Below are 12,205 nucleotides of genomic sequence, written 5' to 3'. Positions count from 1 at the left end.
TGGGAGAGGGCGGACGATGGAGCTCCGACAGATCGAGACGTTTCTGAAGGTCGCCGAACTCGGGAGCTTCTCGCGCGCTGCCGAACGGCTCGGATACACGCAATCGGCGGTCACCATGCAGATCAAGCAGCTCGAACGGGAGCTGGGCGCCCGGCTGTTCGACCGCATGCCGCGCGGGGCGCGCCTGACCGACCAGGGGAGAACGTTCGCCTTCCACGCCCGCGAGGCGATCGCGGCGCTCGAGCGCGCCGCCGCGTCGGTGCGTATCCCGGATGCGGACGCCGACCAGCTGGTCGGCACGCTGCGTATCGGCAGCGTCGAATCTGTCGCGACGGCCCTGTTGCCGACGCTACTCGCCCGATTTCATGAGCGGCATCCGCGCGTGGAGCTCATCGTGTCGACGGCTCGTCTGGAGCGGCTCGCGGAAGGGGTGCTCGACAACACGCTCGATGTGCTGCTCACCATGGACCGCAAGCTCAGCATCGCGCGGCTCGAGCGCACCGTATTGCGCGAGGAACCCATCGTGTTCGCGGCGTCCTTGCAGATGGCGCAGCAGATCGGGCCCGTGCGCATCGATGAGCTGGCCGGGCTGCCACTCGTGCTGACCGAGCGCGGCGAGAGCTATCGGCACGAGCTTGAGTGCCTGCTTGCGGAGCGCGACGAGCAGCTGCATCCCGTGGTGGAAACCGGCAATACCGAGACGCTGGTCCATCTGGCGGAGCAGGGTGTGGGCATCTCGTTCCTGCCGCGCTTCTCGGTGGCGCATTCCCTGCGCAGGAAGAGCCTGGTCGAGCTCGCATGCGATATAGAGCCCATTTCCATGTGGATTCAGGCGTTCGCGCACGAGGCGAAGCCCGTCTCCCGCGCCATGGCTGCCTTCATGGAGATGCTACGCGTGCACTTTGAGTACACCGCATGAGCGCGCATGCGTACTAAGTTTAAGGGTTAACAGGCGGTCGGCGCCGTATGGAGCGGTGGCCGGCGAGACGAGGGGATGCGGGCATGGCCGAGATCGAGAAGAAGGCTGTCGAGCAGGATGGCGCCGCGACTGGTGGCCAGGCGGCGTCAGTCGCCGACGCGACGCATCGGCGCTCAGTCGACCGCGATATCATGCGCAGCCTGCCGGGTACGCATGCGATGTACGGCATGATCGCCGGCGCGATCATCGCCTATGCGCTCTCGCTGGTCGGCACGGCGATCGACAGCGATCTGCTGTTCCGCGGCGGCAACATGGTGTGCTTCAGCCTGCTGATCATCGGCGGTCTTACGTATTTCCATTCCTATACAACGGCAAAGCGGCTGACGCGCGAGCGTCGCGCTGAGCAGGACGCACGTCGCTAGGCGGCAAGGGGGACCACGGCTCATGAGCAAGAAGAGCAATGTCGACAAGATTCGCGAGGCGAAGGAGCGCGAGCGCGCAAACGCCCGCGAGCGCTCGGTGGATAACGACATCCTGTTCTCGCTGCCGGTGACCAAGGTGATGCTTGCGGCGCTTGCCGTCGCCATCGTGCTGTACGTGCTGTCGTATGTGGGCGAGGTGTTCGGCGTGGGCGCGCTTCAGCACTATGGGCACGTGGCGAGCTACGCGCTGTTCGCGCTGACCTTCTTTTTGCTGGTGGTGGCCCGTGTCCAGGCAAAGAAGCTGACGAGGGAGCGCCGCGGGCAGTAAGTCGTTCGGGGCCGATGACACAGAGCGGGCCCTTCTTCGCCCCTTTCGCAAGACACGGCGGCCGATCGATGTTTCCGCAAATCGTACCGACCCCGAATATGTTCTGGACGATGCCCTGACATTCCAAACACTGCGCCAACAAACGGGCGTCTTTGGGCAGCAGGGTCGCCCCAGCCCTTACATAGATGAAAAACGCGTCGTTCCGCTTACGAAAACCGACATCGATTTGCCTGAATCCCTACTGAGCAAGGGGCGTGTTATCGCTCCCGCAGAAGTCGCGTAAACATCAATCAGCGCTTTGCAACGAATCGCGTGCGGCGATCTTTGGGCCGCGAACGGTGCGTACCATCTTCTCCGTCGACTCACGAGGCCGCGTGCCCCGCGAGAACATGCATTCAGTCAGCCGGGTATCCGGCATCCGAGAGGAGAAGAAGTGCGCAATCTCACCGAAACTCAGCTGTCTCGTCGTTCCTTCCTTGGCCTGTTCGGCGCCAGCGCCGTCGTGGCCGGCCTCGGCCTTGCCGGTTGCGGTGGCAATGATGCCGGCAAGGGCGGTGCCGCCACCGGCACCGATTCCGGTTCCGCCAGCGCTGCGTCCGATGGCGAGACGCTCGACAAGATCACGATGGTGTGGCTGCCCAACGAGTCCGCCGCTGAGTTCGATGCCGGCCGCGAGGAGTTCGGCCGCGTCCTGTCCGAGTATGCCGGTGTCGAGGTCGAGCTCATGACCACCACCGACTACAACGTCGCCATCGAGGCCATCTCCTCGGGCAAGGCCCAGATGGCCAACCTCGGCGCCGAGGGCTACATCCAGGCTCAGGAGAAGAACGAGAACGTCCACGCCCTGTTCACCACCTCCGATACCGAGGGCACGCTCGACGGCGCCAAGTACTACAGCCGCATCGCCGTGCCGGCTGACCAGATGAGCGAGTACGAGGACGCCGAGAGCGAGACCGGCTACTCCATCAAGAACATCAAGGGCAAGCGCATGAGCTTCGTCTCCCAGACCTCGACCTCCGGCTTCAAGGTTCCCTGCAACGCCATCATGACCGAGTTCCCCGATGACGTGACCTCCACCGACGAGCTGGCCCAGCCCGGCTTCTTCTCCCAGGTCCTGTTCGGTAACTCCCACCCCGGTTCCTGCGTGAACCTGCTGCAGGGCGACGCCGACGTGGCCGCGTTCGACGACATCGACGTCGACATGTACCTCGCTGTGCCCGAGGGCGAGCGCGACGCCGTGAACCAGCCCGGCTCCGTCTACGGCGTGGCCGAGGGTGCCGCCCAGCCCTTCGACCGCGTCCAGGGCAAGGAGTTCGGCATCATCCAGTCCACGCCCGTCCTGAACGGCCCCATCGTCTACAACGCCGACGTGCTGCCCGAGGACATCAAGGACAAGATCCTCGAGGGCATGACCTCCACCGAGGTCGCCGACAACGAGCAGCTGTTCGCACCCGAGGACGCCGAGGGCACCGGCGCTATCTGGAGCAAGGGCGACACCGCCGGCTTCATCGCGGTCGATGACGAGTGGTACGACCCCATCCGCGCGCTGGCGTAAATGGGTTGATTGGGGACGGGTTCGTTTCAACCCATCCACGCCGAAGGGGTGTCCCCGGCATGCAAAAGTGCACGCAGAAGGTACGTCCCCAATTTGCACGTTGCGCCGGGCACCCCGTGGCGGGCGCCCGCGTTTTCCCATGCAGGTCTGCAGGTATCTGAGCAAAAGAGATGGAGAAGCATGAGCACATCGAATCATCTGCTGGTCATCGACGATCTGGGCAAAAGCTACGAAGCCCGTCGTCGCGGCGCTGCGGAGGGGACCGCGAGCGCGCTTTCGGGCGTGAGCTTCACGGCGGACCCCGGAGAGTTCATCACCGTGATCGGTCCTTCGGGCGCCGGCAAGTCGACGCTGCTGCGCAGCATCAACCGCCTGATCGAGCCGACCGAGGGCACCATTACCTTCGATGGGCGCGACATCACCCACCTCGGCCGCGGCAAGCTGCGCGAGGTCCATCGCGAGATCGCGATGATCTTCCAGAACTACAACCTGGTGTATCGCCTGACCGCCATCCAGAACGTGCTGCACGGCCGCCTTGGGTACAAAAACGCGCTTGCGGGCAGCCTGGGCCTCTACACCGAGGAGGAGAAGCTGCGCACCTTCGAGCTGCTCGACGAGGTCGGATTGGGCGAGTTCGCCTACCGCCGCGCCGATCAGCTGTCCGGTGGCCAGAAGCAGCGCGTGGGCATCGCGCGCTCGCTGATGCAGGAGCCCAAGATCATGCTGTGCGACGAGCCGATCGCGAGCCTTGACCCCAAGAGCTCGCGCATGGTGATGGAGACGCTGCAGCGCCTGACCCGTCAGCGCGGAATCACGTGCATCGTCAACCTGCACCAGGTCGATTTCGCGCTCGAGTACTCCGATCGCATCATCGGCCTGCGCGCCGGCCAGAAGGTGTTCGAGGGCACGCCCGACGAGGCGACGCCGCAGGTCATCCGCAGCATCTACGAGGGTCAGATGGACGAGGTCGTCGACGTCTCCATCAACGCGCCTGCGGCCATCCCGACCCTTGTCGGCGAGGGCATGGCCGTGTCCGCCGAGGCCGCGGGAGGCGCGCGATGAGCGCCGCGCAGGCGGCTGCGCGCAAAAGCGACGCCGCGGCCCCCGACCTGTCTTGGTTCCGCCGTCGCCAGGCGCGCACCCTCGCCGCGCTGGTCGCGATCGTCGTGCTGTTCCAGCTGTGCTCGCTGATCTGCAACTTCAGCCTCGGCTACGCGGTCAGCTCCATCCCGGCGGCGTTCGTGTGGATGTTCCAGAACTTCGTGCCGACGGTCGAGTCGCTCGCCAACCTGCCGATGGTGGTGGAGCAGACGATCTCGACGGCGCTCGATTCCGTGGCCGCCACGGTCATCGCCGCGGTCTGCGGCATCGCGTTCTCGGTTCTCGGCTCCTCTTCGATCGGCGTCGAGTGCGCGCCCGTGCGCGGCGTCATCCGCGCGATCGCGAGCATCTTCCGCAACATCCCGATGATCGCCTGGGCGCTGCTGCTGCTCCTGTCGTTCAAGCAAAACGAGTTCACGGGCTTCCTCGCGCTGTTCTTGACGACGTTCGGCCAGCTCATGCGCTTCTTCTTGGATACGTTCGACGAGATCCCCACAGGGCCCGTCGAGGCGCTGCGCAGCTGCGGCGCCTCCTACTGGCAGGTGGTGTTCCAGGCGGGCCTGCCGCTCGCAGTGGCCGACCTCATGAGCTGGATGCTCTACATGGTCGAGACCAACATCCGCTCGGCGACGCTCATCGGCCTGCTCACGGGCACGGGCATCGGTTTCGTGTTCAACCTGTACTACACGTCGTTTCGCTATGACACGGCCGGCCTGGTCATCGTGGTGACCATCGTGTTCGTGCTGGTCATCGAGGCGATTTCGAATGCGGCGAGGAGGTCGATGATCTAATGACGAGCGCAACTCTGACCAAGGGCGCGGCCGATGTGCTCGAACGCGACGCGCGCGGACACATCCGCCTCACCTCGGTGCGCGAGCGCAACCTCTCGGTGCAGCTCACCCTCATCGTGCTCGTGGCGCTCACCGTGGTGACGTTTGCGCGCATGGGGTACGGCACGGTCGACCTGCTCGCGGCGGCACGCCAGGCGTTCGCCGATTTCGGGGCGATGATGCTGCAGCCCGCTCTCGACCCGCCGTTCGGCGCGGGCCACTTCACCTGGGGCACCGTGATCGAGAGCGCGGTCATCACCGTCGCGATCACCGCGATCTGCACCGTGCTGTCGGCCATCGTGTCGTTCTTCTTGGCGCTTGCCGCGGCGGCGAACCTCTCGAGCCCGGTCGCGTCCAACATCGTGAAGGGCTTCGTCGCCATCATCCGTTCCATCCCGACCATCCTGTGGGTGCTCGTGTTCACGGTCGCCATCGGACTCGGCTCGGAAGCCGCGGTGCTCGGCATCTCGTTCCACTCCATCGCCTATCTGGTGAAAAGCTACTCGGAGAGCTTCGAGGAGATCGATGAGGGCGTGATCGAGGCGCTGCGCGCGAGCGGCGCGAGCTTTTGGCAGGTCGTGTTCCAGGCCGTGACGCCCGCGACGATCACCAAGTTGCTGTCGTGGACCTTCATCCGCTTGGAGATCAATTTCACCAACGCCGTGGCCGTGGGCGCATTCGCCGGCGCGGGCGGCATCGGATTCCAGCTGTATCAGGCGGGCAGCCGCTACTACAACCTCCATGAGGTCGGCGTGATCGTGTACGTCTGCCTGATCGTGGCCTTTGTGCTCGAGTTCGTGAGCGTGCGCCTGCGCAAGCGCTACATCTTGGCCGACTCGTAAAGCCCACGGTCGATCGGGGCAGGTCCCCATCGTGACTACTAAGAAGTAAGGAGAACAACCGCACATGTTATCGAGACGGGCGAGGACCGAGATCCTCGTGGAGAGCGGGCCCGCGCTGGCGCATGACGCGGCGCGTGCCATCGAGCGCGAGCTCGAGGTGCGCGTGGTCGTGCCGCCGCGCCAGGGGCTGGTGATGAACCAGGTGCGCGAGACGGCGCGCAACAGCCGGTTTTACCTGGGCGAGGCGCTCATGAGCGAGTGCCGCGTGCGCATCGGCGATGTGGAGGGGCTCGGCGTGGTGCTGGGCGCCGACGGCGCGTTCGCGCGCAGCCTGGCGACCATCGACGCCGCCTATGCGGTCGAGCCGACGCCGCGCGTCGTGGCCGAGATCGATCGCAGGATCGACGACGCCGGGCGCGAGCTGGAGCGGCGTCGCGCGCAGGAGGCGGCAGTCGTCATGGGCTCGCGCGTGAGCTTCGATGAGATGGGCGGTCAGGATATGAGCGTGCAGGCGGTGGCGAAATGATGCGCGAGGTGTTTGAGCGCGAGTCCGCTGCCGACGATCGCGCGTTCTATCTGCAGCGCGCGTTCCGTGCGCTGCTCGACGCCATGGCGCGTCCCGGAGAGGTGACGGAGCTCGCTGCCCGTGCGCAGGGCGACGTGGCGGATGCGGACGCCTCCGGGCTTCCCGAGTCCGCGCTGGTGCTGGCCGATGTGGTGCTGGATGCGGCGACATCGGTCGCGGTGGCGGGACCCGCGGGGGATGTCGCCGCGACGGTGCTCGCCCGCAGGACCCATGTGGCCATGCGCGATGCCCAGACGGCGGCCTTCGGCTTCGTGCCCGCATCGGTTCGCGGGCAACAGGCGCGGGCGTTCGTCACGGCGCTGTCTGCGGGAACGCTGCTCGACCCGCAGCTCGGCGCCACCTGCATCGTCGTGTGCGACACGCTGCTCGGCTCCGACCGCGACGGCTGCCTCACGGGCGCACGTGCCGGCGGGGCGGACGTGTCGTCTTGGGAGCTGTCCGGCCCCGGTATCCGCGAGACGGCGCGCATCGAGCTCGACCGTACGGAGATCGTGGAGGCCCGCCTCGAGCGCGGCGACGAGTTCCCGTGCGGCATCGACCTGGTCTTCGTCGATGCGGCCGGCCACGTGCTGTGCCTGCCGCGCACGACGCGCGTCCGTCGCCTGGATGAGGCGGCGCGAGAAGAAGGGGGTGCCGCATGGGGTATGTAGCGGTGACCGGAGGCGAGCAGGCCATCGCGACCTCGCTCGACCTCATCGAACGCAAGCGCGTGGCCGGCGGGCTCGCGCTCGACGTGGACACCATCTTGTCCTGCCTGCCCGAATTGGTTCAGCAGGTGGAATCCGAGGGCTCGCTGTGGGCGCCCGAGGTCGCGGCGACCGCCGTCAAGCAGGCATGCGGATCGGTGGAAGAGGCGGTGTTCCTCATGCGCGCCTACCGCTCCACGCTTGAGCGGCTCTACACCTCGCGCGTGATCGACACCGACGAGATGCGCGTCGACCGCCGCATCTCCGCTGCGTTCAAGGACATCGAGGGCGGCCAGATCCTCGGCGCCACGCGCGATTACTCGCATCGTCTCATCGAGTTCGAGCTGGCCGACGAGACGCAGGCCTCGGTGCGCGACCGGGCGCGCGAGCTGGCGGAGCGCCTGGCCGACACCGCCGTGCCTACCGCCCCCGACGCGCTTGCCCGCGTGCCCCGCGTGCTGACCTACCTGCGCTCCATCGACATGGTGCGCGACTGGCCGGTCGACAACACCGAGCCGGTCGACATCACCAAGACCCCGCTGTCGTTTCCCGCGCCGCGCAGCGTGATCCTGCAGGCTCTGTCGCGCGGCCTCACGCAGGCGGTCATCGCGATCGGCTACGCGGCGATTCGCGGTTTCGGCCTGTCGCACCCCACGGTGGGCGAGCTGCGCCGCGGTTCGGTCGCCGTCGAGATCGACGCACCCGGCGCCGTGGCCGACGCGCCGGCGGAGGACGCCTATTACCTGGGTTCCATCCCGGTGACCGAGGTCGAGAGCCTGATCGTGGCCGACGAGGTGGACGAGCAGGGCGAGCACCGCTCGGCGCTCGACGTGGGCTACGGCCTGGTGGTGGGCACCGATGAGAGCAAGGCCATCGCCATGAGCGTGCTCGACCACAGCCTGCGGGCGGACGACGTGCGATTCCCCACGCAGGACCAGGAGTTCGTCCTCTACCACATCGACGGCGTCGAGGCGACCGGCTTCATCTCCCATCTCAAGCTGCCCCACTACGTGACGTTCCAGAGCAAGCTCGACTCGGCGCTGCGCTCTGTTGCCGAGAAGGGAGGCGAGGCCGATGCGTAAGAACTACAACTTCGCCTTCTTGGACGAGGGCTCCAAGCGCGAGATCCGTCGCGCCATCCTCAAGGGCGTGGCGATTCCCGGCTACCAGGTGCCGTTCGCGAGCCGCGAGATGCCCATCGGGCGCGGCTGGGGCACGGGCGGCCTGCAGCTGACGCTCTCGTGCATCGGGCCGGATGACGTCCTCAAGGTCATTGACCAGGGCTCCGACGCGAGCGTGAACGCTGTGTCGATTCGCGGCCTCGTCCACGAGACGACCGGCGTGGACACCACGACGGTCACGCAGGACGCCACGCTCATCCAGAGCCGCCACCGTATCCCCGAGCGCCCGCTCACCCGCGACCAGCTGCTTGTGCTGCAGGTTCCCACGCCCGAGCCGCTGCGCACCTACGAGGCGCGCGAGACGGTGACCAAGCGCCTGCACGCCGAGGCGGAGTACACCGGTGCCTATCTGGAGCTGTTCGAGCAGATCGTGCGCTACGGCACCACGACCACGGGCGCCGACCATCCCGTGATGGTCGAGGGGCGCTACGTCATGGCGCCGAGCCCCATTCCCCGTTACGACAACGCCAAGCTCAACATGGCCGAGAACCTCACGCTGCTGGGTGCCGGACGCGAGAAGAAAATCTACGCGGTGCCGCCCTACACCCATGTCGAGTCGCTCGCCTTTGATGACTATCCCTTCGTGACCGAGGAGTTCGAGGGCGCGAGCTGCCATGTGTGCGGGGCGACGGGCGTGTACCTCACCCAGACCGTCGACCCTGTAACCGGTGAGCAGGTGTGGCAGTGCTCCGACACCGATTTCTGCGCGCAGCATGCCGCCGAACAAGAAAGCGAGGCGTGAGACCATGGTGACGCCACAGACAACTCCCGTGCCCGTCGAGCACGTCTTTTGCGATGATGCGCCCGTGCTCAAGGTATGCGGGCTCTCCAAGCGCTTCGGCGCCGGCTGCCCGTATTGCGCCGATCCCCGTGCCGAGCTCGAGCGCAACATCTGCCCCGTGTGCGGTACGGTGCACGCGGTTCGCAACGTGTCGCTCGAGGTGCATCCCGGCGAGATCCTGGGCATCGTGGGCGAGTCGGGCTCCGGCAAGTCGACGCTCATGCAGTGCCTCTACTTCGACCAGGACCCGACTGAGGGCGATATGCGCGTGGCCGCGTTCGACGGGGGCGCCGCGAACTGCTTCGACGTGTCGCGCCAGCAGCAGCGCTACATCCGCGACCGGATCTTCGGCATGGTCTACCAGAATCCCTACCTGGGTCTGCGCATGAATTTCTCGAGCCTCTCCAACATCGCCGAGAAGCAGATCGCGGCAGGCGTGCGCGACGTGCACCACATGGTGAAGCGCGGCGAGGAGCTGCTCGAGCGCGTGAAGATCCCCCTGCGGCGCAAGCAGGATCCGCCCCGTGCGTTTTCCGGCGGTATGCAGCAGCGCGTTCAGATCGCCAAGGCGCTCTCCAACGAGCCGCCGATGCTGTTCTTGGACGAGGTGACCACGGGTCTGGACCTGTCGGTTCAGGCGCGCGTGCTCGACCTGATCTTGCAGCTGCGCCGCGACTTGGGCGTGTCGATGGTCGTGGTCAGCCATGACCTGGGCGTGATCCGCCTTCTCGCGGACCGCACGATCGTCATGCTCGACGGCCAGGTCATCGAGCACGGCCTCACCGATCAGATCATGCAGGACCCGCAGCACGCGTACACGCAGGAGCTCGTCTACTCCCTGCTGTAATCCAGCTTTCTGTCCATGGGAGACGGGTTCTGAGGCAGGCAGTACGCCTGATGCGTGTTGAACCCGTCCCAAACGTATCACGCGATCCAAGGAGGTCGTTCCTTGTACGTCATTCGCAACGGAATCATCGTGCAGCCCGATCGGCTGCTGTTCGGCTACGAGCTCGTGGTGGTCGAGGACCGCATCGAGGCGATCCAGCGCCAAGGGGCGCTCGACGCCGAAGCGACAGGTGCCGGCATTATCGATGCGCACGGGGGCTACGTGGTGCCCGGTCTCATCGATATCCATTCCGACTACATCGAGACGGTGATCTCGCCGCGCCCGACGGTGCTGATGGATTTCCCGACCGCGCTGTTCGAGGCCGAGCGCGAGCTGCTCGCCCACGGCATCACGACGATGTTCCACTCCCTTTCGGTGTACGGCAACGACAAGATGGACGTCAAGCCGGTGCGCCAGTGGGACCGCACCGAGCAAATCATGGCGCTCATCTCGCGCGCCAAGCGCACCGAGGGCCGCAACGCCCATCTGATCCGCCACCGCCTGCACCTGCGCCTGGAGATCGATAACGTCAATCTGGTCGAGCAGGTCGAGCACCACCTGCGCGCCGGCGAGATCGACGAGCTCTCCTTCATGGACCACACGCCCGGCCAGGGCCAGTACCGCGACATGGAGATCTGGCGCAAGTCGTTCCGCGGCAAGTCGCTCTCCGAGCAGGAAGCCGCCGCCATGGCGGCCGATGCCCAGGCCGCGCCCAAGCTGAGCTACGAGCAGCTCAGCTACCTCGCCGGCATCGCGCGCGAGCAGGGCATCGCGCTGGCGAGCCATGATGACGACTCGATCGACAAGCTCGATCTCATGCGCGAGCTCGGCTGCACGATCTCCGAGTTCCCCATCTCGCAGGAGGTCGCCGCCGCCGCGGTCGAGCGCGGCATGTTCACGGTCATGGGCACCCCGAACATCCTGCTCGGCAAGAGCCATTCGGGCAACCTGTCCGCGCGCGATGCGGTGCGCGCCGGCGTGGCCCGCTGCCTGTGCTCGGACTACTATCCCACGGCTATGCTCCAAAGCGCGTTTGTGCTGCACCGCGACTTCAAGCTGCCGCTCGAGCAGGCGTTCGCCATGCTCACCATCAATCCCGCCCGCGCGGTCAAGATCGACGGTATGCTGGGCAGCCTCGAGGAGGGCAAGAAGGCCGACATCCTGGTGGTGCGCGAGGTCGAGGAAGGCCAGCGCTCCTATCCGGTCATCACGGCGACGCTGGTCGACGGCCGCGTGGTGAGCCGCATGTGGTACCCCGCCCTTCCGTCCATGTCGGCGCGCTTCGCCGTCGACGCGGCGACGCTCGAGGAGACCGTGACCGATCTGGAGGTGCGTTAGATGAATATCAGCTCGGTTGCCGTTTCCGGCGAGGCTCCGGCGCCCGCTGATGCCGTGCGCCCCATGCTCTACATCCAGGACCTGTCGAAGGGCTTTACCCTACACGCCGCCGACCGTCGCGTGCGCGGCTGCGAGCACATCTCGCTTTCCATCGCCCCCGGCGAGTTCGTGGGCATCACCGGCCGCTCCGGTTCGGGCAAGTCCACGATCCTCAAGTGCATCTACCGCACGAATCTGCCCGAGACCGGCTCCATCTGGTACGACTCGGCCGCGTTCGGGATGGTCGACCTTGCGCGCCTTGATGAGCGCCGCGTCATCTACCTGCGCAATTACGAGATCGGCTACATCTCCCAGTTCCTCGATTGTGTGCCGCGCACCACGGCGCGCGAGATCGTGGAGGCGAGCGCCGCCGAGGCGTTCGACGACCCGCGGGTGATCGAGTCCGAAACCGTGCGCATGCTCGAGCATTTCGATTTTCCCCGCGAGCTGTGGGACCTGTATCCCAACACCTTCTCTGGCGGCGAGAAGCTGCGCTTGAACATCGCCCGCGCCATGGTGCGCCGTCCGCGCCTGCTGCTGCTCGATGAGCCGACGGCGAGCCTGGACAACGCGAGCAAGGTCAAGGTCCGCGATCTGATCGAGCAGCTCAAGGAGGGCGGCACCACGATGCTCGGCATCTTCCATGACCTTGAGTTCATGGAAGGCGTCTGCGACCGCGAGTACAATATGCAGGCCGGCGAGATGCGCTAG

The 12,205-nt window shown here is 66.2% G+C and carries 14 protein-coding genes; all 14 read left to right on the top strand.

Annotated features, from left to right (window positions below; translation table 11 throughout):
- The first annotated feature begins 16 nt into the window (after window positions 1-16).
- The 14 genes from QVN30_RS02835 to QVN30_RS02770 all read left to right on the top strand — a co-directional run bounded on the left by QVN30_RS02835 (window position 17) and on the right by QVN30_RS02770 (window position 12,205).
- Window positions 17-919, top strand: coding sequence for a LysR family transcriptional regulator (locus QVN30_RS02835; RefSeq protein WP_289835383.1), 903 nt, complete (start codon window positions 17-19; stop codon window positions 917-919).
- Between the two features lie 83 nt (window positions 920-1,002).
- Window positions 1,003-1,341: a hypothetical protein gene (locus QVN30_RS02830; protein WP_289835381.1), complete on the top strand. Its 339-nt coding sequence runs from the start codon at window positions 1,003-1,005 to the stop codon at window positions 1,339-1,341.
- 22 nt (window positions 1,342-1,363) lie between these two features.
- Window positions 1,364-1,669 (top strand): hypothetical protein, encoded by a 306-nt coding sequence (locus tag QVN30_RS02825; protein WP_289827288.1) that lies wholly within the window; start codon window positions 1,364-1,366, stop codon window positions 1,667-1,669.
- A 433-nt stretch (window positions 1,670-2,102) separates the two neighbouring features.
- A complete protein-coding gene (locus QVN30_RS02820; protein ID WP_289835379.1) occupies window positions 2,103-3,224 on the top strand; it encodes a phosphate/phosphite/phosphonate ABC transporter substrate-binding protein in 1,122 nt (373 codons plus the stop codon).
- Between the two features lie 180 nt (window positions 3,225-3,404).
- Window positions 3,405-4,286 (top strand): phosphonate ABC transporter ATP-binding protein, encoded by an 882-nt coding sequence (phnC, locus tag QVN30_RS02815; RefSeq protein WP_289835378.1) that lies wholly within the window; start codon window positions 3,405-3,407, stop codon window positions 4,284-4,286.
- The gene (locus QVN30_RS02810) at window positions 4,283-5,116 is read left to right on the top strand and encodes a PhnE/PtxC family ABC transporter permease (protein ID WP_289835377.1); all 834 of its coding nucleotides are present in this window, start codon (window positions 4,283-4,285) and stop codon (window positions 5,114-5,116) included. The genes phnC and QVN30_RS02810 overlap by 4 nt, the downstream gene beginning before the upstream one ends.
- Window positions 5,116-5,997, top strand: a complete 882-nt coding sequence (locus QVN30_RS02805; protein WP_204564931.1) for a PhnE/PtxC family ABC transporter permease — start codon at window positions 5,116-5,118, stop codon at window positions 5,995-5,997. The genes QVN30_RS02810 and QVN30_RS02805 overlap by 1 nt, the downstream gene beginning before the upstream one ends.
- A 64-nt stretch (window positions 5,998-6,061) precedes the next feature.
- Window positions 6,062-6,523, top strand: a complete 462-nt coding sequence (locus QVN30_RS02800) for a phosphonate C-P lyase system protein PhnG (RefSeq protein ID WP_066830086.1) — start codon at window positions 6,062-6,064, stop codon at window positions 6,521-6,523.
- Window positions 6,523-7,233: a phosphonate C-P lyase system protein PhnH gene (gene phnH, locus QVN30_RS02795; RefSeq protein ID WP_289835374.1), complete on the top strand. Its 711-nt coding sequence runs from the start codon at window positions 6,523-6,525 to the stop codon at window positions 7,231-7,233. The genes QVN30_RS02800 and phnH overlap by 1 nt, the downstream gene beginning before the upstream one ends.
- Complete coding sequence (locus QVN30_RS02790; RefSeq protein ID WP_289835372.1) at window positions 7,221-8,351, top strand: carbon-phosphorus lyase complex subunit PhnI; 1,131 nt, start codon at window positions 7,221-7,223, stop codon at window positions 8,349-8,351. Before phnH ends, QVN30_RS02790 begins: the two co-directional genes overlap by 13 nt.
- Complete coding sequence (locus tag QVN30_RS02785; RefSeq protein ID WP_289835370.1) at window positions 8,344-9,192, top strand: alpha-D-ribose 1-methylphosphonate 5-phosphate C-P-lyase PhnJ; 849 nt, start codon at window positions 8,344-8,346, stop codon at window positions 9,190-9,192. Before QVN30_RS02790 ends, QVN30_RS02785 begins: the two co-directional genes overlap by 8 nt.
- A gap of 4 nt (window positions 9,193-9,196) precedes the next feature.
- Window positions 9,197-10,078, top strand: coding sequence for an ATP-binding cassette domain-containing protein (locus tag QVN30_RS02780; protein WP_087201360.1), 882 nt, complete (start codon window positions 9,197-9,199; stop codon window positions 10,076-10,078).
- A 102-nt stretch (window positions 10,079-10,180) separates the two neighbouring features.
- Window positions 10,181-11,455: an alpha-D-ribose 1-methylphosphonate 5-triphosphate diphosphatase gene (locus QVN30_RS02775; protein WP_289835369.1), complete on the top strand. Its 1,275-nt coding sequence runs from the start codon at window positions 10,181-10,183 to the stop codon at window positions 11,453-11,455.
- A complete protein-coding gene (locus tag QVN30_RS02770) occupies window positions 11,456-12,205 on the top strand; it encodes a phosphonate C-P lyase system protein PhnL (RefSeq protein WP_289835367.1) in 750 nt (249 codons plus the stop codon).

This window comes from Collinsella ihumii, from assembly GCF_030385545.1.
GTDB classification, from domain to species: Bacteria; Actinomycetota; Coriobacteriia; order Coriobacteriales; family Coriobacteriaceae; genus Collinsella; species Collinsella ihumii.
Note: the sequence above shows the minus strand (reverse complement) of the source record. Positions and strands in the feature narration are given on the sequence as shown.